The organism is Bacteroides clarus YIT 12056 (assembly GCF_900129655.1).
Lineage (GTDB): Bacteria > Bacteroidota > Bacteroidia > Bacteroidales > Bacteroidaceae > Bacteroides > Bacteroides clarus.
On record NZ_FQWK01000008.1, the window covers coordinates 126,173 to 150,958 of the forward strand.

A 24,786-nucleotide genomic window follows, 5' to 3' on the forward strand; every position below is an offset into this window, starting at 1 on the left:
TATCGGTAATCAAAAAAACAGACCTTAATTAATTTAACATGCAGAAAGGGAAGAGTTGTGAAATTCTTCCCTTTTTTCTAACTTTACATCCTCACTAACAATACACATTTATGAAAAAATACGGTTTATCCCTTCTTTGCTGTATATGTATATCTATAACAGCAATTGCGCAAAAAATAGAAAACCTGGTGGAATTAAAAAAAGAATCCGGCAACTGCTTATTTCATCACTTGGATAAGGCATCCCGCACACCGGCTTTCGAGTCTGAAGACTATTGGGTTTGGGGAAGTTCGGTGGTAAAAGGTGATGACGGAAAATACCACATGTTTGTATCTCGCTTTCCTAAAACATTGCCATTCCATCCGGGATGGATGGTAGCCTCCGAGATTGTACATGCGGTATCCGATGTACCACAGGGACCCTACCACTTTAGCGATGTAGCTCTGCCCGCACGCGGCGCACAATATTGGGATGGACGTTCTACACACAACCCGCGTATCTTAAAACAAAACGGCAAATATTACCTTATTTACATGGGTTCCACTCATCCGTTTGCAGAGCCGGAATATGACCAACTTACCCTGGACAGCCCTTGGTGTACGGTCGCCCGCGCCAATAAACGGATAGGGCTGGCTATTTCCGATTCTCCTTATGGACCATGGAAACGTTTGGACGAACCAATCCTAAAGACCCAACCCGGTACATTCTACAGTTTTCTTACCTCAAATCCCTCTCCTATCATACAGGAAGACGGGTCGATAATCATGATTTTCAAAGGACGCCGCTACATCAACGGCTATCAACATTCAGCGATGAGCCTCGGAATAGCTTATGCTCCTCAAATAGAAGGTCCGTACAAAGTATTGAATAATAACCAGCCTATCTTTGAAGTAAACGGCCAAGGTGAAGCCGAAGACCCTTTTCTTTGGAAAGATTCTAACGGTTATCATATCATCTTCAAAGACCACGTAGCCAAATTTACAGGTGAACAAGGCGGTGGAGTCATGGCACATTCCAAGGATGGCATCCAATGGACCGTGGATAAGGCCCCCAAAGCCTATTCCCGCAGTGTGGAATGGGAAGATGGAAAGATAGAGATGCAAGGGCAATTGGAACGTCCTTTTATCCTTTTCGAAGACGGGAAACCCATTTATATCTTTTTCGCCACCATGGATGGTCCCGGTGGATTCGAAAATGCATCGCGCTCCTGGAATATGGTTATTCCTATAAAAGATAAGGAATAAAAACGTATCTTTGCCCTTATGAACAATTTATTACCTATCCATTTCGCTCCGCTTCAAGGCTACACAGACGCAGCCTATCGGCAAGCCCATGCCCGCATTTTCGGTGGAATAGACACCTATTATTCCCCTTTCGTACGTGTGGAGCACGGTGAAATACGCCGGAAAGACGCACGTGATATACATCCGGAAAATAACCGGAACATACACTTGATTCCCCAACTGATTGCGTCGTGTCCCAATAAGTTAGAGCAGATAATGTCTCTTCTTACCGAGCATAATTATCAAGAGGCAGATATCAATCTGGGATGTCCTTTCCCCATGTTAGCCAAACGACATAACGGTGCCGGCATGCTGCCATATCCCGAAGAAGTAAAAGACCTGCTTACCGCCGCAATTGAACAATATCCCCAGATCCGTTTCTCCGTCAAACTTAGATTAGGTTGGGAAAATGCCAGCGAATGCATTGCGCTCTTACCGTTATTGAACGCACTCCCTCTGGCCCACATCATTCTGCACCCGCGTTTGGGAAAACAACAATACAAAGGAGAGGTGGATTTAAACGGATTTGAGGCTTTTTATGACGGATGCGACAAACCCTTGCTATATAATGGGGACTTGCATACAATAGAAGATATACAGATTATTACCGAACGTTTCCCGAAGCTGGCAGGGCTTGTAATCGGACGCGGCTTGCTCGCCAACCCGGCCTTGGCATGGGAATATCGACAAGGGAGGAAACTTTCTCCCAGCGAAATGGCAGCTAAAGTAAAACAGCTGCATACAGCAGTGTATAATAGCTATGAAGAGCAACTGCAAGGCGGTGAAATGCAGTTATTAATGAAAATGAAAAGCTTTTGGGAATATTTGCTACCCGACGGTGATCGCAAAGCGAAGAAAGTCATACACAAGACCGGTAAATTGGCCAACTACCAGGCGGCAGTAGACAGTTTACTCGCCTCATATAAATAAAACGAACAGAATCAGCAATGAACCCTAAAAGTTTTTATCCGGCTTTTAGGGTTCATTACCGATTTACATGCCCGGAATCAAATGTACCTCAGGACGAATTTGGACTACACGATGCAGCTTCATCCACTCATTCAAATAAACGCGATGTTGTAATAGAATCTTCTGATACTTTTTTTCTATGGCTAAATTCCGCATTTCTCCGCGGTCATTGACCATATCATAAAGTTGCTCACGATAGAGCCCCTTATCATATAATACATACTTATAACGTGAAGTACGCAAAGCCCAACCACGGGCAATACCCTTATCGAATGTTGTTTCAGTAACTACGTAAGGCTGGTGTGCTTGCTGAGGATCAGCACTTTCAGCTAAATACTTAAAAGAAACGCCATGTAAGTTTCCGGGAAGGGAGATACCTGCCCAATCACATACGGAAGCGAAGAAATCAACACCTCCATTAATGAGTTGGGGCATCTCTTTACCTGCATTTTGCTTTCCGGGAAGAGTCACTATCAAAGGTATATTCACCACTTCTTCATATAAGGCTGACTTCTGATTCCAATGATGCGCCCCTACGCCGTCACCATGATCGCTCGTAAAAATAACCACGGTGTTCTTCCACAATCCCAGCCTATCAATAGCATCAACAATCTTACCAATCTCGGCATCTACTTTCTCTACCAACCGAAAGTAAAGACTACGGTAACGCCGCCAATCATCAGGAGAATAGTGGCGGGTAGGATAAGCCGGATAATTCAATGTTTGCTCATAGCCGATGACATCGGCATCATAAGGATTACGGGCAAAATTAAGCGGTAGCCCGGGCCATTCATCTTGAGGAAGCTCAGGCAAGTTACCGAATGGCAGATTCTGACTACGTGCATATTCACAGATGTTATGAGGATTATCAAAACCTACCACCAAAAAGAAAGGTTTGGAATGTTTCTGTCCAAGAAAAGAAACGGCAGCCTCCGCCAGTCCATTATCATTATGCGGATGAATAGTAGAAAATCCAAACTCTTTATCAGGCATAGAAGGAGTATGTACATGCCACTTCCCGGCATAAGCACATTCATAACCGGCATGTTGCATCAACCAGCCTAAACTATTGGTACGCAAGGAGTCGGCCATAGGTACATTGTTGCGGGACAGACCAACCTCATGAGATGTATACCCTGTAAACATAGATGCTCTGGAAGGTCCACTCAAAGGAGCGGAACAATAAGCATTCCTAAACAGAACTCCCGACTGTGCCAAACGATCCATATTAGGTGTATGCAAATCCGTATTCCCCACACAGCTCATGGCGGAAGCAGTCTGCTGGTCGGTTACAATATAGATGATATTCGGCAAGTCCTTTGCCCCTACCAGAGAAGGGGCAAAGGCGGTTGCACACAACATGATATTTTTTAATTCTGTCATAGTAAAGAAACCGATTAAAGTTTATTTACGTAATAACTCTACATCAAAACTTGCCGCATCCTTACATGTAAAACGTAGCACGGTTTGTTTTTTATCTGCTGAAACAAGTTTGCAATACGGCGTTTCCGCTACTTGCCACAAGCCTTTCAATGTAACGGTTACAGGAATTTCTCCACTCTCATCATCAATCCACGGACGTGAATAGATGCTCCGTTCAATCCGTTTGCCGTCTTTATCAAAGGCCTCATCACTCGGACCACGGTACAATGCCAAGTCCGGTTGAGAAACAGTCAGTAACAATTTATCTTTATTCTCACGAATCATGACCAAGCAGGAAGTATCCGCCTTTTGTAACAAACCGTCCGCTGGAAGCGTTTGGGGAGTTTCAAACAAAACATAAGAAGTAAGATTATCCGTCAGTGAACGAACGATATGCGCATTACGGTCTTGCTGAAGAACTTTATAAGAAGGTTTCTTCGCAAATGCTTTCAAAGAAACGGCATCCGTACGAGGTAATACGGCATATTCGTAAGAAGCGCCCTTCGGAGCCTTGCCATGTTGCAACGTCAAAGAAACCCAATCGCCTGAAGTAGGCTTCGTACTGCGTTCTCCTACGGTAACTTGCGGAAAATTCTTTTCATATTTCGCGCTTGCCACAGAGGCTTTGGCAAGGTAATACCCTACCCCGTTCGGATCAATATAAGTCTGCCCGTCACTCTTGTAATTATTCCAGTATTGATGGTTTTCGGGAGTAATAGCCGCTAACTGGAAAACGGTAGTCTCTGTAGGAAACTCTGCATTCGTATTCTCAATGTCTGTACCCAAACATACTATCGTACCATCAAAAAAGTGGAAAGACTTACGAGCACGATGCGAACCATTGTACTTGTCATGCTCGTGCAATTTCATACCGAAGTTACCGTTCAAGCGCGCTTGGGACAAGCCACCGGCAAAAGCCTCATCGGAATAGAGCATTTCTTCCATACCCGAATAGATGTCCACGTTCAATACGTTGGCGCGCAACTGTTCAAAAGGCAGATGAATACTCGTCGTACCCGGAATACGGTTCCAATCAAAACCATTCTCCTGCCAACCACCGGTAGCAAAAGTCACCATTTCATCGGGTTTGCCTGTCAGTATCTGCATACTGCCATGCGCCAGATAACGACCGTAAAAATTGGCAGGAAGATAATGCTCGGCAGCCCACAAATAGCGGGAATGTCCACGTACGACAGCCGCCCAATTATCCCGGCGCTGTACAGAAACACAACCGTAACCTAATGCAAGATTACCCTGCGGGTCAGGTTCAGGACGAAAGCCTTGCGCTTCAAGTAATTCTTTCATCTTCAACTCCTGCCGGGTAGAAGCCTTTGGCAAATAATCGGGGGCATCCTTATCCGACGTATTGGAATAAGCCGTCAAACGCAGATAGGCAGCCGCCATATCGGCATCGTATTTCTGCTTGCCATCCGGTGTACCGGCAATAGCCATAGTGGCATACTGAATAGGTATCAGCTCTCCTTTTCCGTTAGGGTGACGACCGGACATAGAAAGAGACCATTGCTTCAAATTACAATAAAACCGCATCGTGAGCAATACATTCTTGACCGTGGAGTGTGCCAGTTCGGAAACCTTGAACTCAGTTCCGCTCAACAGATAAATCATATTCGTAGCCCCGTCCAAGCCGCCAACAGCATAGGCAGGATAGTTGTTACGATGATGGAAACAAGCCCCATCTTTCTTGAAAGAGCCGGACAAACCTTGAGCCGGCCGGCATCCATAATCCAACCAGCGCAAGAAAGAACGCAGATATTGCAGTTTTTCCGGGGTATCTTCCATAATCAGAATACTTGCCATACGTCCTTGAGTCTGCGTATTGAAAGAGTCTATATCTATACCGTTTACGGTAGGTTTAGGATAAACCTCGTTAGTGATGGCATACCAGCGCAGGGTACGTTCGGCTTCATTCAACTTACCGGCCTCATTCAATACCTCTTTCATCAAGAAATAGGCCACATACAGACCGCGCATGCTGTAACCGTAGTGGTGGATATTTCCCCAGCAACTGCCGTAGGCCACACCCTGGTCGGTAATATGATCGTACATAGCGAGAAACTTTTGCTTCAACTCATTCTGTATAGCGACATCCGTCGCATTGTTATAAGCAACGGCTATGCGCTTCATCAGTTTGAAGTATTCATCCATTTCCATGCCCAGTTTGGTAAACATATCCTTATCCCAATCCGGTATCATACGTTCGTAAGCTTCCGACTGACGTACCATGAAGATAGGCAGACCGCTCACCTTACCGTTTCTATATGTAATCTTGTAGAAGTCGTATTGCTTACGAATAGCCGCCATTTCCTTATCCGACAACTTGCCGGGTGTATAAAGCATATCTCTGAAGCGTTTCTCTATCACCCTCATTTCCTGTTTCTGCACATCGCTTACCGGAGTCAAGGCTATATCCGGTTTCCATAAAGAATGTTCGTAAATAACAAGCCAATGATTGGTAGTTCCCTTATTCACAAAAGGGACTTGCACGTCAGCCGTCTGCTGGCGGGCATCCACCTTGCTGGCGGGTATGATATGATCCAAATACAGCTTCCCTTCACTATCGGGAGCAATAATACGGATTTCGTTCATCCCCTCTTCCGGTGTCCCCTCCATATCACGTTCATAACATACCCACGCTGCACGCCAACCGGTGAAGTTGATTCCGAACGGGAAAGAAGTGCATTTCTTTCCGTCCTTTAAAAACTCAAACTCTATCTTTTTGTCTTGTGCCTGTTCATTGTACACCCATACAATGAAAGCGGAGAGATAGGTATCCTTCCCGGTAGGATCTTTCTTCTCGAACTTCAAGTCCTTTTTGATAGAGAGCACAGCCCCCGGATTAAATGTCCAGCTCAAACTATGCAAACCGTCTTTATAATGTTCGTCACTGATTTCTAAACGGGATTCCGTTCCCGAAATAAACACCGGTATTTGCCGGTCTTCAAAAGAAAGTAGTTTTTCGTTCTTTACTACCTGAGCTTCTACACTTACCGGCAATAAAGTTCCAAGGAGCATCCCCACTCCCATTGTCCATTTACTAAATTGCATCATATTTATTCATTTAAGGTTACTATAATACCGTTTACAAAGAAAACCCTCTTTCAGGAAAAAGAGGGGCATAAATCGTACAGAAGAGGTCTAAAAATGTTATAGCCTCTCCCTGCAAAGTACAGAACAGCGATTACTGTTCTGTGTACAAAAGCAAAAATTAATCAGTTAGGGATGAAGTTCCTCGAAGCTTTTATTTTCTTCCTGCATTGTGCGGACAGTTTCTTCCAGTTCGCTGACAGGCAAATCAAAGTTATACCAATCGTTATAGCAGTCGGTGACGTACCATTTACCACCTATCAATTCAAAAACAACACGAAGCGAAGGTTCCGACTCATCATACCCCGCTTCAAACTCTTTATGGACCGGTTCATCACGAGTGAAACGGGAAATATAGATTCCCCCTTCCTCCTCCGTAATCCTTCCCTCTTGCAGAGTTTCGCTATCCAGCAGTGCCCATTTATCGCGGGTAAAAGGAAATGTTTGCTCCGTTTCACCATCGTCTTTCAATAAAACAATAGGAGATTTTAAAGGAAACTTAATACGGGAGTACTGAAATGAAGCGCTGGACGTGAATTTCCGGAGAAACGTCTTGAAATCCTCTCCGGCCGCCAGACTGTTGGCAGTCGAGAACATAAGCGCCGTACACAGACAAAAAACAAAGTAAATTGCCTTCATATAGATACGAATTATTTCGATTCAGGGTACAAATATACAACAAGTCAAGAATTTACAATGAAAAGCCGACAGGAATTTATATCATGCTACCGCTGACTCTTTAAATACTCATATCCGAAACGGCAATGCAGGCAATCTTTCTTGTCACAGTACTCCTTTTGGAGCTGAAGCAATGCTTGCGAGTCCGCCGCTGTATAGACGGGCAACCCTGCACCGCTCCATAAGCGGGTAACATGATTATTCTCCGCTTTCAACGCTTCAAGGAAACGGGTAGCACGTTCACAAAGCTCCTCGTCTGCCTTATGCATTCCGTAAGTATAAAGAAAAGGTATGACGGTGTTGATAAGAATAAGGTTCAAGGCATTCTCCCCCAACCGTTTTTCCCGGTGAGGCGAAGCCTTTTTAAAAGTGAAATGCTCTTCCCAATAAGTTGAGGTCTGCGCCGATAATATTTTCTTTACGTCTTCCGGCGTTTCGGCCGCCATGACGCGTGAAAACAAAGACTGTTCCTTATGATACAACCAGGCAAGTTGCGCCAAACGCACATGAGGGAAATTACCGGGACGCAGTCGCAGAAAACTCCACAAGTCGCAGGTCATAGGTACAGGCAATTCGAATTTATGTTGCAAATAATGAAATTCTTTTCGAAGTTTCTGATGGTAACTATCCCCTTGAAAATCTTCTTCCAAAAGTCCCGCCTGTCCTAAAAAGAACGCCTCTACCTGAAAAAGGCTGTCCCGATGTTTGTCCACCGCACGAAACGGCAGATGATTGGCCCATGCTTCAAAGGCATCACCATTCAACCCGAAACCCAAATTACGGGCAAGGGTAATAAAAAATACGTCCTCCCAATGATTATTGCAACGTTCCAAGCGTGCGGTAACGGCTTGCGCCTTCTGTTCAAAACGCTCTACCTGCAAAGCCGACAACCAAGAATGAACAGTCAGTTTCGGAAGGAAAGCAAGGATGGAATAGCAAGGAGGATATATCTCCGCCTGTTGCAACTCATCATAACGCTGCCGGACATTGTCAGGGCAGCGCAACAATAGCTGAGGAACAATATCACCGTTCGTATGATACACCTCGCAGTCCGAACCGCCCACCACATACAGGATAACATTATCGTAGGCTTTATCCCGGTCGTGTCCATGACGAAACCAGTCCGAAGCCTGCGTATGCAACTCGACGTTACCTACCCAAAGCGTACCGTCTATTTTTAATTTCGCGTTAAAGAAGTCGGGGCCTGCATCAATATTCGGCAAACCGGGTTCTATCACTTCGACCGGCTGTCCGGAGGTCGTCTGAAGTGGCATTAAAGGAAATATCTTATGCTTCCAGACGTAATGCAGCAATTGTTCCATTGTTAACAAGACGTTAATGTTGTGTACAAATGTAAGAAAAAGATTACCTTTGCGACGTATAGTTTGTTGATAAACTGAATAAAAACCAAAGAAACAATGAAAATAGCACTAATCGGTTACGGAAAAATGGGCAAGGAGATTGAGAAAATCGCCTTGAGCCGCGGACACGAAATTGTCAGCATCATCGATATCAATAACCAGGAGGATTTTGAATCGGACGCATTCAAGAGCGCCGACGTTGCCATAGAGTTTACCAATCCAATGGTAGCCTATAACAATTATATGAAAGCTTTCAAAGCCGGCGTAAAATTGGTTTCGGGCAGTACGGGCTGGCTGGAGGAGCACGGCGAAGAGGTCAGGAAACTCTGTACCGAAGGCGGCAAGACACTGTTCTGGTCATCCAACTTCAGTTTGGGAGTAGCCATATTCTCGGCTGTCAACAAATACCTGGCAAAGATTATGAACCGTTTCCCCGCTTATGACGTAACGATGAGCGAAACGCACCATATACATAAGCTGGACGCTCCAAGCGGTACTGCCATTACCCTTGCCGAGGGTATTTTGGAAAATCTCGACCGCAAAGACCGTTGGGTGAAAGGCACGCTGCAAGCACCGGACGGAAGCGTATCGGGCTCTGCCGAATGTGCAGCCGACGAGCTGCCTGTCAGCTCTATCCGCGAAGGAGAAGTACCGGGCATTCACAGCATCCGCTATGATTCCGAGGCGGACAGCATCACCATCACCCATGATGCCAAAAACCGCAGCGGCTTTGCCTTAGGAGCCGTATTGGCTGCAGAATATACTGCCGGCAAACAAGGTTTCTTAGGTATGAGCGATTTATTCCCATTTTTAAAAGACTAAAGTAGTATGAGAAAAGCAACACGCGCCCAATGGATTAAGTTCGGCATAATCACCTTACTTTATCTTATTTTCCTTGTCTGGGTAAAAAGTTGGTGGGGACTGGTTATCGTTCCTTTTATATTTGACATTTATATCAGTAAAAAGATACCTTGGGGATTTTGGAAGAAATCCAAGAATCCGGCAGTACGCGGTATCATGAGTTGGGTGGACGCCATTGTTTTCGCATTGGTAGCGGTCTACTTTGTAAATATCTACATATTCCAGAACTATCAGATACCTTCATCTTCACTGGAGAAATCATTGTTGGTAGGCGACTTCCTTTACGTAAGCAAGATGAGTTACGGTCCGCGCGTACCGAATACACCGCTCTCCATGCCGCTGGCGCAACATACGCTGCCGATATTCAATACCAAATCGTACATTGAATGGCCGCAATGGAAATATAAACGCGTACCGGGCTTCGGAAAGGTGAAACTGAACGATATTGTCGTGTTCAACTTTCCGGCAGGCGATACGGTAGCGCTCAACAGGCAGCAAGAAGACTTTTACAGTCTGGCTTACAGGGAGGGACAACGTGTATATCCCAATAAAATCAATATGGACAGCCTGACGCGCGACCAGCAGCGTACCGTCTACGACCTCTACTACAATGCCGGTCGCAATCTGATCCGTACCAATCCGCAAATGTATGGTGATATTGTAGTACGTCCTGTGGACCGCCGCGAGAATTATGTAAAGCGTTGCGTCGGTTTGCCGGGAGATACCTTGCAGATAAAGGATACACAAGTGTATATCGATGGGAAAGCCATTGAGAATCCGGAAGATATGCAGCTCAACTATTTTGTGCAGACCACGGGTCCGTACATACCGGAAAATATGTTCCGCGAACTGGGAATCAGCAATGACGACCAGATATTGATGACCGATGACTTCAATTATGAGGAAGGGCTTATGCAGATGGGGCTGGACCGCCGTGATGCCCAAGGCAGGCTGACTCCCGTTTATCACTTGCCTCTTACCAAGAAAATGTACGATACGCTTATCGGCAACAAAAAGTTGATCAGCCGTATCGTTATGGAACCGGAAAACCTATCGGGACAGATGTATCCGCAAAATCTCCATACAAAGTGGACGCGAGACAACTACGGTCCTATATGGATACCGGAAAAGGGTGCTACCATAACCTTGACCAAAGACAACTTACCGATTTATGAACGTTGTATCGTTGCCTATGAAGGCAATACACTGGAACAAAAACCGGACGGCATCTATATCAACGGAGAAAAGACGGATACCTACACTTTCAAGCTGGATTATTACTGGATGATGGGCGATAACCGCCATAATTCTCTCGATTCCCGTTATTGGGGCTTTGTACCGGAAGACCACGTGGTAGGCAAACCTATCGTCGTTTGGCTGTCGTTAGACAAAGACCGCGGCTGGTTCGACGGAAAAATCCGTTGGAACCGAATCTTCAAATGGGTACATTGATACAGTAATTAAGAGTTAGCGATTGGTACATACCATGAGAGGAAGGAAGCGGAAGATTGCAGCTACTATAACAGGAGTGATACTGATAGTGGTATTGCTCCGGAGCTGTGTTGCGACTTCCTATTTAATACCTTCCTCGGGAATGGAGAATTCACTGTATCGCGGCGAACGTATCTTAGTAAACAAATGGAGCTACGGACTACGGCTTCCTTTCATGAGTTTATGGGGTTATCACCGTTGGACGGATAAGCCTGTGCGCAAGGACGACATTCTTGTATTTAACAATCCCGCCAATCTTTCACAAGCAACAATCGATCAAAGAGAAATATTCATCAGCCGTTGTTTGGGAGTACCGGGAGATACTTTGTTGATAGATTCGCTATTTTCCGTAATTCCTTCGGAAAAGAATGCCCCCGACCAGAAATATCTTTATATGTATCCCCGAAAAAAAGAAAAGCAGCTGGACTCCTTACTCACCATTCTTTCCATCCGCCCCAACACGTTGTTGGGGCAAGATACGGCAAAGAATGTACGCAGTTTCAGCCGGTATGAATATTATTTATTGGAACAGGCCTTAGGAGCCAATAACTGGATAGAACCCGCCGATACAGAAGATTCCGTTGAAGCACTGAAACCGCTCATTATTCCCGGTAAAGGAAAAGCCGTACGCGTATATCCCTGGAATATGACACTGCTGCGAAACACACTGGTACTGCATGAACAGAAACGGGCGGAAATCAAAAACGATACATTATACATAGATGGAAAACCTGTACAGCATTGTTATTTTACGAAAGATTACTATTGGGTTAGCGCTAACAACTCCATAAATCTGTCAGACTCCCGCCTGTTCGGCCTTGTACCCAAAGACCATGTTATCGGTAAGGCAGCCCTCATATGGTTTTCCAAAGAACAGGAAACGGGGCTTTTCAATGGTTACCGTTGGGACAGGATGTGGAAAAGGGTGAGATGATTTTTTAATATTTAATTCTTAATTCTCAATTTAAATGACTGTCTATCTTTCTTCCGCCTATCTGGCTCCGGTTGAATACTACACCAAGTTGTTGGCATACGGCCAGGTGTATATCGAACAGCACGACCATTATACCAAACAAACGTATCGTAACCGCTGCACCATTGCCGCACCGGACGGAGCACTCGCCCTTTCCATCCCTACGGTCAAGCCCGACACTTTAAAATGCCCGATGCGCGATATCCGCATCTCCGACCATGGCAATTGGCGCCATTTACACTGGAATGCCATTGAATCGGCATACAACCATACCCCGTTCTTTGAATATTACAAAGATGACTTCCGCCCTTTTTATGAAAAGAGATATGAGTTTTTAGCCGATTTCAACGAAGAACTCTGCCATCTCATCTGTTCGCTGATAGATATACAGCCCGTCATGAAACGTACCTCAGAATATAAAACCGAGTTTGCTCCCGGCGAAACAGACTTCCGCGAGCGTATTCATCCTAAGAAAGACTTCCGCCTGGAAGACCCGGATTTCTCCCCGCAACCTTACTATCAGGTATTCCAAGAAAGACACGGTTTCCTGCCTAATCTGAGCATTATTGATTTGCTGTTCAATATGGGACCGGAGAGTTTATTGGTACTACAACAAAGTAATCAATAAGTTACTATTTTGAAAACTTCTGCAAAAACTCTGCTAAATTTTCTCCTTCTGCCAAATTTAATTTTTTGCGCAAACGATAACGACTAATCTCCACACCACGCAAAGAAATATTCAATAGTGGAGCTATCTCTTTAGAAAGCAAATTCATCTTTATATAAGCACAAAGCATTTTATCTTTATGGTTCAATTCCGGATAAGCCGCTTCTAACCTTTGAAAGAAATTATGATGTACCGTATCAAAAGTACTTTGAAAGGCTTGCAAGTCATCATCGTGCTCAATATTCGTCCCTATTTGTCCCAACAGTCGAAGTGCCTTACGACGCAATGAAACAAGATTTTCTTCACTGATAGAATGCGAAATGCCCAACACTTCTTTTTTGATTTCTAATAGCATTTCATTTTTCCGTACAATATTTAATGTACTACGAATTAATTCCTCAGACTTATATCGTAATTCAGACTGTAATTTTTCTTCTTTTAAAGAATTAATTTTCTGATCTTTTAAATCGCTCTCTTTTTTAAACTCTTGTTTTTGTCGATAAAGTTCAAATTCTTTTTGCATAAGCAAACGTTTCCGTCCGGCCACAAGTCTATGATAAACATAAAACAACGTTAGTATCATAAGACAAGCATACAATAAATAACTCCACCAAGTACGATACCAGGGCGGTAATATCTCAAAAGAAAAAGATGTTGTTACCGGTTCTTTCTGATCGATACTCGTACGAACATAAAATGTATACTTCCCTTCGGGCAAAGCTGCATATTCTTTAGTAGTACTTCCTCCGAATTGACTCCAAGGCTCAGAGAATGGTCCTTCCAATCTGCAAGAGTACAATAAAACAATAGATTTATCATAATTATTAGCACAATACTCTATACGAATAGAATTATGCTTATATGGAATCTTTAAATACTTATTATGGGGAAGATAATTATGCCCATATATTAAAGAATCTTCCACTCCTCGTAAATATACATATCTAATTTGTAAGTTCAACGGGTATTTTTTTATCCGTTCCTGTTTGAAATGTAATGAGGAAAATCCTTCTTCCATGCCAATTATTGCTTCATCTTCAGATATGACATTAATATCCTCAAAGTCTTCTATCAAACAATCTTTAAAATAAACTTCATTCCCATTACGATAGTATTGCTTTTGTCCGGAATCATATCGTAGTAACTTAAGTGCACCATCTACCGTATACCAAATATTCAGTAAGGAATCCTGCATAATATATGTATAGGCCGTCCTACCATCTAATTTATTCTCTAAAGAATCATATCTTTCTAAACAATCTCTTAGTTGATTATAACGAAAGAGCCCTTGACGAGATGCGATTACGATCTCGTGATTAATGGAATTTATACATACATTATCACCCGCAGGTAATTCTTCAAAGTTATAGCATTTTTCCTTTATAATAGAATCTCCATCTAGAGACAAAAGAATACGATGTAACCCGCCTTCTTTATTAGCAGTCCACAAAGCATTGGTCAACGGCTCTATATATAGACTTTTAGAAGAATACATACGCCCTGACACTTTTTTGTCAACCTGCCAGCGAGTACCAACTTTCTTTAATATATAAAATCCAGTATAGGTAGCCACTAATAGCTTATCTTTCAGCCGTAACGATTTCACCCACCATCCTCCACGTATATTGGGTATAATATAAAATTCATTATCATCTAATACTCCTAAAGAGTTACTTCCCGCACAGAATAACTTGTCATCATAGACAGATAATGAATAAATTTGCCCTACCATTCCCTCAAGAGGCTTTATTTCTTGCTCTTTATTCAGTCCTAAAGGATAATCTGCAATAAAAACACCTTGATTCGTTCCTAAATAAAGCTTATTTTTGTATAAACATGAAGTATACCCACTTCCTATTGGCGTACTATTTTGAAAAGCAGGTGAATGTAAATGAACACAATCGATGCCGTTGTCTAATCCCAACCAAAGATTTTCTTCTCTATCAAAAAACAAAGAAAGTATAGCTTTATTTTGCAAACCGTTATGCGTAGAAATATGTTCGGTACTCCCTGTATCCAAATTCAATAATAACAAACCATTCTGAACTGTTCCCAATGCTAATAAAGGCCCTTTCATCGTAGCGCAGCGAAGCCGGTTTTTTTTCAAGAATTCATCTGCGGTCGAACGAAACGGAACAAATGTACCATTCTCATAGAGAAACAATCCATGCTGATTACTCACTAATAAGAGTTTATTTTGATAAGGGAATATGCCAACAATCCTTTTAGACATATTATTTATATATGATGTAGAATTCGGTAACTGCAACAATGTATCACCATTTAAAACTGACAATCCATTTCCAGCTACATAGAGACGTTTATCTACCAAAGCAGAATAAATTATGTCACGACAAGCTATTTGATGAAGACGTTCTTTCTCTAGATAAAAAATAGCATGATCTGACTGAAAATATATTCTATTGCCAGCAATATGTATATTCCATATATTACCTATCATATGCTTATCAATACTGTCTGAAAGACAAACATAATCTAAACGCCCTAATTTATTCGGAACAAAATAACCAAATTGTTGAAGGCCGCCTACATAAATACGTCCATCCTCTCCAGCTTTTACAGTACGCATCTTTGCATTGTGAATAGGGTAAACAGCCCAATTTACTCCATCAAACTCTAACAATCCTTTGTTGTTGGCAAAATACATCCAACCGGTTTTACTCTGCATTATCATCCAATTCTGAGAGGCTGCCTTATACGAATGACGGGCATAATTTGTAATCGTACGTTGCCAACTGGCTTTGGCCGGCAAGCACAATAGTAATAATATATAAAAAAACATCAATCTCCTCATAATATTAGATTAGTCTTACTTCTACAGAGCAAAAATAATAATAAAGGAAGAGCTTATCAATAAAATAAAGTAAAAACATATAACCTACTCAAAAATCAGGAAGTCAGACGTATTATTTATTTTATATAAATCACTATTTATCAATAATATATAAAACACAAAAGAAAGTATTGATGTAGTTAATAACACCTTAAGAGAAATTTTTGATGTAGTAGCTCATCACACATCTATCACTATAGAGTCCTATTTTTGTTCCATGCAAATGCAAAATTTATAATTAATTAAATCTATGTATCATGAGAAAAAAAATCTTCTCCTGGGAAGTTATACAGCTACTGTCTCTATGCTGTATGTTTTTCCTTTTTAGTGCAGAAACCTTTGCTCAAAACAGTATTAGTATCAAAGGCAAGGTTATAGATGCAACAACTAATGAAAGTCTCATTGGTGTTTCTATCCAAGAGAAAGGAACTACTAATGGCGCCATCACTGATATGGATGGCAATTATTCATTGCGAGTAGCCAATGAATCTACTATTATCTTCTCTTATATTGGATACCAAACAGTAGAATTACCATCATCCGCTGCACAAGGGATCATTAAATTAAAAGAAGATAGTGAAACCTTGCAGGAAGTTGTTGTTGTAGGTTATGGTGTACAAAAGAAAGTCAATTTGTCTGGTTCCGTATCGGCCATTGACGGTGATCAGATTGCAGCCAAACCTTCTTCTGATGTTATGTCGGCCTTGCAAGGTGAAATGCCAGGAGTCGCTATCCTGCGTAATAGCGGTCAACCCGGTAGTGAATCATCCGGTATGCGTATCCGTGGTTTTTCTTCCGCCAATTCCACGTCGACATTAGTGTTAATTGATGGTGTAGAAGGAGATATGACTTTATTAAATCCTAATGATATTGAGTCCATTTCCGTTCTAAAGGATGCCGCTTCTTGCGCTATATATGGCGCCCGCGCAGCGGCTGGCGTTGTATTAATCACAACAAAAACAGGAGAAGAAGGAAAACCAAGAATCAGCTATAACGGCTATTTCGCTTTCAACACTCCTGGAAACATGCCAGAACGCTTGCCTGCTTGGGAAGAGCAATATTTCATTGACCAAAGTCGTATTGCCGCCAGTGGCGCGCCTGAATGGACTGCAGAAAAAGCATCATGGGTTGGAAATCCAAACTTCAATTACCGTCCACTGTCTAATGGACGTTGGGACTATTTTGATGCTTACAACTGGTTAGATGAAGGAACTAAAGATTTTACTACACAACAGAGCCATGCAGTATCTGTAAGCGGTGGTAGCAAAAATATCAAGTATATGTTATCAGCCAATTTTTTCACCAAAAATGGTTTACTAAAATATGGACCGGACAGCAGTGACCGCTATAATTTACATGCCAAAATAGATACACGCATTAACAAATACATAGATTTAGGTATTAATGTACAATACCAATCTAGAACAATAGAATCACCAGCTACCGGCGCCGATGATATATTTAAAATGTTATATGGTAATCGCGGACGTCAACCGGTCTATGTTCCCACTAACTATATCGATGTAATGGATGAAAGCGGTAGCATTTATAATGGAGATTTACACAAGAATCCAATTGACATTATGCAACATGGTGGCGGTAAAGATACGAAATATGAAGCGTTCATCGGTAAAGCTAATTTGACCATAAAAGATTTTATCAAAGGACTACGCATTAATCTAAGCGCATCTCGTAAGGCCGGCTATAGTTCAGAAGCTACGGTTAAACGTACGCTTTTGTGGTACGATAGAGTGCATGTCAAAGAACAACAAAAATACGAAACTAACAATTCTCTGAATAAGAAAAAAAGTTCTAACTATCATGATGTATTGGAAGCTACTGTAAACTATACTTTCGATTTGCAAGGCATACATAACTTCAACATCTTAGCAGGTACATCTTATGAAAATTATCGTAATGATGAAATGTCCGCAACAGCCAAAAACATGAATTCCAATGACTTTTTCTCTTTTAATGCTTATGATACTTCCATAGCGACAAATTCAGAACTGAGTGATAAAATAGAACCTTGGTCTATGATGTCTTATTTTGGACGAGTAAACTATAATTTTAAAGAGCGTTACCTCTTAGAGGCCAATGTCCGCTATGATGGCAGTTCGCGATTGGATCCCAGTAAGCGTTGGAGAGCATTCCCCTCTGTTTCGGCAGCTTGGCGTATGAATGAAGAATCATGGTTTAATTTAGACTTTATCAGTAATTTGAAAGTGCGTGCATCATGGGGACAGCTTGGTAACGGCGCTGTTTTAGGATTATACGACTATATGCCAATGTTAAAAGATGAAAGCTACATTGCCGAAAAAGCCTATTACCAAGAAAATCTTGCCGCAAAAGATAAAACTTGGGAAGTCATTGAAACAACGAACTTAGGTATTGATTTCGGTTTATTCAACAATCGTTTAAGCGGAAGTTTCGAATACTATTGGAAATACAACAACGACATGCTTTCTTCACTTCAATTACCCAGTCAAATTGGTATCGGTGTGCCCAAAATGAACGTAGGAAAATTGAAAACCTGGGGATGGGATTTCAACATCAGCTGGAAAGATAAAATTAAAGATATAAACTATCAAGTTTCATTCAATATCTCTGATAGCCAAAACAAATTGGTACAATATGACGGTGCAAGTACTATTAAAGCCGGTACTGTAGACCTGTTAGAAGGTTATGAGATGAATTCTTTATGGGGTTATGTCACTGATGGATACTGGACAAGCCGTGAAGAGTATCTACAATATAAAAAAGACCACCCTGGCTATAAATCATTCAATGATGGTAAGATTGCAGGCGGTGATGTCAAATATGTAGCACAAGGCAAGGCAGACCATGAAATCGGTGTAGGTGGCGCCACTCCAGAAGACCCGGGAGACTTGGTTTATTTAGGTAATACCAACGGGCGTTATCTATACGGACTAAATTTGGCGGCTCAATGGAAAGGATTTGATATTTCCGTAATGTTCCAAGGAGTAGGCAAACGTTCCGTTTTGTTAGAAGGTTCTGCCATATGTCCACTTTACAACACCGCTGACATGCCTTGGACAATTCATCGTGACTACTGGACTGAAGATAATCCAAACGCATACTGGCCACGCATATATAACAACAAAGGTAATGATTTCAACTATAAAGCCTCAGATAAATGGATCCAAAGCGGCGCTTATATCCGTTTAAAAAACATAACATTAGGATATACGATACCTGTATTCAAGAAATATATTAACCGGTTAAGGGTGTATGTAACAGGAGAAGATATATGGGAGCATAGCAATCTGCTTTCCATTTACGACCCGGAAGTAGGTAATACACCCGGAAGGGATGTCTATCCTTTCTTCCGTACCTGGACTGTCGGCTTAAATGTATCATTCTAAAACACAACAAATTATAGACATTAACATGAAAAAGATATTTATACTATTAGCAGGAATATTCTTGATGACAGGTTGTACACTGGATCGAGAACCGGAAACTGATTTAGCCGATTCCAATTTTTGGAAATCAGAAACTGATTTACGAGGCGCCTGTAATAAACTCTATATTGATTTACCCGGTTTTTCACACGATCAACGTTCGGAAGAATTAGAGGGAAAGAGCCAAAATGGGGTCTCTAGTGGAAATCGTAGCGTACCAGGAACAGCCAGTGATTGGAGTGATCCATACGAAAAGATTGCTGTTTGTAATAATATTATCGCAAAAGGTAAAAATGTACCTGTTGAGCAAACCATAAAAGACCGTTGGTTAGCAGAAGCATTTTTCTTTCGTGCCTACCACTATTTTGACTTAGTAAAGAAATACGGTGACGTACCTCTGATTTTAAAAGCCTTCGATACAACCAGCGATCCGGATATTAAACGCGGACGTGATCCACGTGAGACCGTAATACAACAATGTTATGAAGATTTAGACTTTGCACTCCAACATTTGCCGGAAATTGATGATATTCCTGAAGGTGACTGGGGACGTGTTTCGCAATCGGCAGCATTGGGCATGATTGTGCGTATCGGATTATATGAAGGTACCCACAAAAAATATCATCAAACTCCCGGTGGAGATTATAAAGCGCATTTACAGAAAGCAATCGATGCAGCCGAAGAAATGATTTATATCAGAAAAGACCATGAACTTTATCAAAACGGATTTGAAAAATTATTTTTGCACGATGGAGAAGGCCGTCAGAATAAAGAAAACATATTTGTAAAAGTATATGGCCCATTAGGAACTATCAACCACAATAACTCCCGTGAATTGGAAAGTACGGTTTCCATGACACGCAACATGTTGGATAATTTTCTTTATACAGATGGACTTCCACGGGAAAAATCACAAGTAAGACCTCTTACCGATATTAGCATTGATGATATCTTTATTAACCGCGACCCACGTCTTGCTATGACCATCTACCATGTAAATGAGAAAGCCTATAAAGGCCCCTATAAACCCTTTGAAACAAATAGCCAGAACCATCCTTTTGGCTATGCAATCAAAAAAGGGTTCATACTTGAAGAAGACCAAAGCAATAGCGGAAGCAATGATAAAATGATTATCCGGTATGCGGAAATCCTCATCTCCTATGCAGAAGCTCTTTACGAACGAGATGGAAGCATTAGTAATCCCAAATTAGACGACACTGTAAACTTACTCAGACAACGTGTAGGGTTTAATGTAGATCTGACCAATGAGTTTGTATTAGCACATCAATTAAACATGCTAGATGAGATTCGGCGGGAAAGAATGGTAGAGTTTATCGATGAAAATTTACACTACGATGATATTATTCGTTGGAAAACAGCAGAAAAAGTGCTTCCCGTAACCATCCTAGGTCTTGTATATAAACCAGGTGAAAGTACTAAAACCGAGGCCGAAATGGTAGGGAAAATAACAGAAGCCAACGGTATGTTTAAAGGCGAAAAGGTATATGATCAAAGTAATATCTACGTTCTGGAAGAAGCTGAGTCCAGAAGTTTTGATCCCGAACGTGATTACCTGTATCCCATTCCAAGTGAAGAGATAGCCTTATCCGGAAATAATATTAAACAAAATCCCAAGTGGGGCAATGCAAAAAATAACTAACTAAAAACGTTATCAGAATTATGAAAAAGATAATAACTTTATTCGTTTATACTGTTATTTGCAGTTTATTTATAAGTTGTGACGAAGAATGGAGCAATAATAATCCAGCAATGGAACATATTTACTATTACGGTTTGGGGAATGTACAATTTCCTGGTGGAAATGAACTTCAATACAATGTAAACCAGGGAGAGACAGTAGCTATTCCGACTTATTTTTTCAGTGCCTATTCGCGTTCTTATAGCCCGGTAGTAGCTTATTATACCTCACCTATTCCACAAGACGAAGGTAATACCATTCCTCAGTTAGTATGTGGAACCGATTACCAGGTAGTAGATAAAGATGGTAATGTGTTGTCTCCGGATAATAATGGCGGATACAGCATGACTTGGCCTAATGCCATAAAAGGTAGCCAGAATGTCTATATCAAAGCTTTAAATGGAACAAAAGGGGCTATTCGCGTGCTCACTTATGATCCTAATAAAACAATTGACGCAACCGATGTTAGCTCTACGACTATTACCAAAACAAATGAATATGAAGTACGTGCATTTAGTGAAAACTACTATGTAACGGTCTATATAAAATAGTTTTGTAGGCCTTTTTTAAGATATAAAGATTGTACTTAGGGTTAGAGAGGCGGAAATTTATGATTCATCCTGATTTCCGTCTCTCTTTTTTAACCGAACAAATTAGATAACTTCTAGATGATTCTGCCCGACTGTTAGAACATACTTTTTAATGCACAAAATCATAGAAACGTACTAACTTTAAAACAAAAACAGCATGAGATTAAAAATAGAGCTATGGATAGTCGTTTTATTACTGTTGACTATCAAATTACAAGCACAATCCATTTGGAATACAGCACATCTTGAGAATGTAAAACAATCGTTACAAAATCCATTCTATGCAAGTGCTTATCAAGAATTAAAGTCTGAAGCTGATAAGTTATTGAACGTGCAACCTCTCTCCGTCATGATGAAAGAGAAAACGCCAGGAAGCGGAAACAAGCATGATTACATGAGCCAGGCACGTTATTATTGGCCCGATCCCTCTAAACCGGACGGCCTGCCATATATTAGCCGTGACGGAGTATCCAATCCCGAACTCGATAAATTGGATCGTAATCGTTTGGGAAGCACAGCCAGCCGTATCACGACCCTTTCATTGGCATGGTATTTTAGTGAAGATGAAAAATACGCGCAAAAAGCAACGGAACTGATCCGTGTATGGTTCTTCAACAAAGATACATACATGAATCCCAATTTGGAATACGCCCAAATGATACCCGGCCGTAATAACAACAAAGGACGCTGTTACGGTGTCATAGACACTTACTCTTTTGTAGAAATGCTGGATGCGGTAAAACTGCTGGAGCAATCCAAATCATTTACCTCAAAAGATGCTAAACGATTAAAAGTATGGTTTGGTAAATTGCTCCACTGGATACTAAACAGTCCGCAGGGACAAGAAGAAGCCAACCAAGCCAACAATCATAGTACAGCGCACGATGCTCAAGCTATCGCCTTCGCTCTATATTCGGGAAATATAAAAATAGCTACAGAAATTATCAATGCGATACCTGCAAGACGGATTTTTACTCAAATAGAACCAGATGGCCGGCAACCGCAAGAGTTGCGACGTACTCTTGCCTTTGGATATTCTCAATACAACCTGACACACTTAATTGACATCTTCCTCATGGCACGGAAAATCAATATTCATATTGATAACGCTACCTCGGCAGATGGTCGTAATTTTTATAAAGCCATGGACTTCCTTGTACAATATGTAGGTAAAGACGTTAAAGAATGGCCTTACCAGCAAATCAGCGAATGGGATTACAAACAGCAGGAATTCTGTAAAGACCTATATCGCTGCGCCGTTTATTTGAACCCGGAACGTCAAGATTATCTTCAGTTATATAATGCCAACCGCATCATTGATTGGAAAGATCGTTTCAACCTGCTTTATATGCAGCCTGACGAAGTGGATAATGCATATGCTTTCGCTTGTAAACAGCTCCACTTTGCTATAGAGTGCGCAAACAAAGCTAAAAAAGAGCAAGAGAATCAATGTAAAAAACGTGTAACACCACGTAGTATCAATAAAGACGGTTCGTTACGTATGATACATCCGCATGACTGGTGTTCAGGATTCTTTCCCGGCTCTCTATGGCAAATATATGCCTACACCCACGATGATTACTGGCGTCAGCAAGCCATCAGCTTCACCTGGCCTATAGAAGAATCCAAATGGCATAAGGGTACACACGATCTTGGTTTCATGATAAACAACAGCTTCGGAAAAGCTTGGGAACTGACCGGAGAACGTTCTTATAAAGACGTAGTACTACAAAGCGCTAAAACACTAATTACACGTTATAATCCAAAGGTAAAATGTATCCGTTCTTGGGATCATAACCGTGACAAATGGCAGTATCCTGTTATTATTGATAACTTAATGAATCTTGAGATGCTTTTCCGGGCAACACAAGAAACAGGAGACTCCATTTACCATCAGATAGCAGTAAATCATGCCAATACCACTATGAAGAATCATTTCCGCCCGGACTACTCTTCCTATCATGTAGTAGATTATGATTCTAAGACAGGTGCAGTCCGCGCCCGGCAAACTGCACAAGGTTTCTCTGACGACTCTTTCTGGAGCCGCGGACAAGGTTGGGGATTATATGGATATACCATGTGTTATCGCTTTACCAAAAACTCAGATTACCTGAAACAAGCACAACATATCGCAGACTTTTTCTTCGGACTTCCTAACCTACCGGAAGACCTGATTCCATATTGGGATATGAAAGCTCCTGATATACCCAACACACCAAGAGATGTATCGGCAGCAGCCATTATGGCATCCGCCTTATATGAGCTTTCCACCTACGTATCCGCAAATGACAGCCGGCGATATAAAAAGCTTGCAAACAAAATAGTAGACAGCCTCAATAAAGATTACCAAGCTCAATCAGAAACGGCCTATGGATTCCTATTACTTCATTCTACCGGACATTATCCGGGAGGAGATGAAATCGATGTACCACTCTCCTATGCTGACTACTACTATTTGGAAGCACTGGCCAGAAAAAGAATGCTTGATACAAATCATATAAATTCTGATACACTTCCAATAGTAAAAGAATAATTAATTCCATATCTTTGCAACACAAACCAAAAGAAATGCGCATCCATATAATTAACTAAATACATAAATCATGAAAAACTTATTCGACATCAAAGACAAGGTAATCGTCCTGACAGGCGGTTGCGGTATTCTGGGAAGAAACATCGCGAACTATCTGGCCGAACAAGGAGCCAAAATCGTAGTTCTGGACCGTGTGGAAGAAGCGGGCAGGGAACTGGAAGCCGAACTTAACCAAAAGTCCGAAGCGCTGTTCCTCGTAACCGACGTACTGAACAAGGAAGTGCTGGAAGAAAACAAGAAAGCCATACTCGAACGTTTCGGCACCATCGACGTGCTGCTGAACGCCGCAGGCGGCAATATGCCGGGCGCTACCATCGCTCCGGACAAGACCATGCTCGACCTGGATGTGGACGCATTCCGCAAAGTCGTAGACCTGAACCTCTTCGGTACGGTACTCCCCACCATGGTGTTCGTAGACGTCATGGCAAAGAACAAGAAGGGCGCCATCGTTAACTTCTGCTCCGAATCCGCTCTCCGTCCGCTGACGCGCGTGGTAGGTTACGGCTCCGCCAAGGCAGCCATCGGCAACTATACCCGCTATATGGCAACCGAGCTGGCAACCAAGTTCAGCCCTGAGCTCCGTGTGAACGCCATCGTTCCGGGATTCCTGCTTACCAACCAGAACCGTGCGCTCCTCACCAATCCCGACGGTTCGTATACAGACCGCGCAAAGACCATCATCGCGCACACACCGTGCGGACGCTTCGCGGAACCGGAAGAACTCTTCGGAACCATTCACTACCTCATCAGTGACGCTTCCAGCTTCGTGACCGGAGCGCTCTCGGTAGTGGACGGAGGTTTCGACGCCTTCTCAA

At 42.1% G+C, this 24,786-nt stretch carries 16 protein-coding genes; 11 read left to right on the forward strand and 5 right to left on the reverse strand.

Going from position 1 to position 24,786, the window contains the following annotated elements; genetic code table 11:
* Positions 1-110: 110 nt before the first annotated feature.
* Together BUB52_RS14395 and BUB52_RS14400 are read left to right on the forward strand one after the other, a co-directional pair.
* Positions 111-1,244, forward strand: coding sequence for a glycoside hydrolase family protein (locus tag BUB52_RS14395; RefSeq protein WP_009120233.1), 1,134 nt, complete (start codon positions 111-113; stop codon positions 1,242-1,244).
* An 18-nt stretch (positions 1,245-1,262) separates the two neighbouring features.
* Positions 1,263-2,213 (forward strand): tRNA-dihydrouridine synthase family protein, encoded by a 951-nt coding sequence (locus tag BUB52_RS14400; protein ID WP_009120232.1) that lies wholly within the window; start codon positions 1,263-1,265, stop codon positions 2,211-2,213.
* Positions 2,214-2,276: 63 nt separating this feature from the next.
* On the opposite strand, the gene BUB52_RS14405 is transcribed toward BUB52_RS14400, so the two are convergent.
* From BUB52_RS14405 to BUB52_RS14420, 4 genes are all read right to left on the reverse strand, one after another.
* Positions 2,277-3,635: a sulfatase family protein gene (locus tag BUB52_RS14405; RefSeq protein ID WP_009120231.1), complete on the reverse strand. Its 1,359-nt coding sequence runs from the start codon at positions 3,633-3,635 to the stop codon at positions 2,277-2,279.
* Between the two features lie 21 nt (positions 3,636-3,656).
* Entirely contained in the window at positions 3,657-6,743 is a 3,087-nt protein-coding gene (locus BUB52_RS14410) for a chondroitinase family polysaccharide lyase (RefSeq protein WP_009120230.1), read from the reverse strand.
* Between the two features lie 165 nt (positions 6,744-6,908).
* The gene (locus BUB52_RS14415) at positions 6,909-7,418 is read right to left on the reverse strand and encodes a hypothetical protein (protein WP_009120229.1); all 510 of its coding nucleotides are present in this window, start codon (positions 7,416-7,418) and stop codon (positions 6,909-6,911) included.
* 86 nt (positions 7,419-7,504) lie between these two features.
* Positions 7,505-8,779 (reverse strand): DUF2851 family protein, encoded by a 1,275-nt coding sequence (locus BUB52_RS14420; RefSeq protein WP_009120228.1) that lies wholly within the window; start codon positions 8,777-8,779, stop codon positions 7,505-7,507.
* Positions 8,780-8,875: 96 nt separating this feature from the next.
* Here BUB52_RS14420 and dapB point away from each other — a divergent pair, with 96 nt between their 5' ends.
* From dapB to BUB52_RS14440, 4 genes are read left to right on the forward strand one after another with little or no spacing between them, the layout of a single operon-like run.
* A complete protein-coding gene (gene dapB, locus BUB52_RS14425; protein ID WP_009120227.1) occupies positions 8,876-9,640 on the forward strand; it encodes a 4-hydroxy-tetrahydrodipicolinate reductase in 765 nt (254 codons plus the stop codon).
* 6 nt (positions 9,641-9,646) lie between these two features.
* Positions 9,647-11,131 (forward strand): S26 family signal peptidase, encoded by a 1,485-nt coding sequence (locus BUB52_RS14430; RefSeq protein ID WP_009120226.1) that lies wholly within the window; start codon positions 9,647-9,649, stop codon positions 11,129-11,131.
* A gap of 34 nt (positions 11,132-11,165) precedes the next feature.
* Positions 11,166-12,104: a signal peptidase I gene (lepB, locus tag BUB52_RS14435; RefSeq protein ID WP_039950122.1), complete on the forward strand. Its 939-nt coding sequence runs from the start codon at positions 11,166-11,168 to the stop codon at positions 12,102-12,104.
* A gap of 34 nt (positions 12,105-12,138) precedes the next feature.
* The gene (locus BUB52_RS14440; RefSeq protein WP_009120224.1) at positions 12,139-12,771 is read left to right on the forward strand and encodes a WbqC family protein; all 633 of its coding nucleotides are present in this window, start codon (positions 12,139-12,141) and stop codon (positions 12,769-12,771) included.
* A 4-nt stretch (positions 12,772-12,775) separates the two neighbouring features.
* On the opposite strand, the gene BUB52_RS14445 is transcribed toward BUB52_RS14440, so the two are convergent.
* Positions 12,776-15,625, reverse strand: a complete 2,850-nt coding sequence (locus tag BUB52_RS14445; RefSeq protein WP_039950121.1) for a ligand-binding sensor domain-containing protein — start codon at positions 15,623-15,625, stop codon at positions 12,776-12,778.
* A gap of 296 nt (positions 15,626-15,921) precedes the next feature.
* Here BUB52_RS14445 and BUB52_RS14450 point away from each other — a divergent pair, with 296 nt between their 5' ends.
* From BUB52_RS14450 to BUB52_RS14470, 5 genes are all read left to right on the forward strand, one after another.
* On the forward strand, positions 15,922-19,050 hold the full coding sequence (locus BUB52_RS14450) for a SusC/RagA family TonB-linked outer membrane protein (RefSeq protein ID WP_009120222.1): 3,129 nt from the start codon (positions 15,922-15,924) through the stop codon (positions 19,048-19,050).
* Between the two features lie 25 nt (positions 19,051-19,075).
* Positions 19,076-20,749 carry a RagB/SusD family nutrient uptake outer membrane protein gene (locus BUB52_RS14455; protein WP_039950131.1) on the forward strand — a complete coding sequence of 558 codons (1,674 nt, stop codon included), beginning with the start codon at positions 19,076-19,078 and terminating at the stop codon, positions 20,747-20,749.
* Between the two features lie 20 nt (positions 20,750-20,769).
* The gene (locus BUB52_RS14460; protein WP_009120220.1) at positions 20,770-21,339 is read left to right on the forward strand and encodes a hypothetical protein; all 570 of its coding nucleotides are present in this window, start codon (positions 20,770-20,772) and stop codon (positions 21,337-21,339) included.
* Between the two features lie 196 nt (positions 21,340-21,535).
* On the forward strand, positions 21,536-23,911 hold the full coding sequence (locus tag BUB52_RS14465; protein ID WP_009120219.1) for an alginate lyase family protein: 2,376 nt from the start codon (positions 21,536-21,538) through the stop codon (positions 23,909-23,911).
* Positions 23,912-23,981: 70 nt separating this feature from the next.
* A partial coding sequence (locus BUB52_RS14470) for an SDR family oxidoreductase (protein WP_073212681.1) occupies positions 23,982-24,786 on the forward strand: 805 nt, incomplete at its 3' end.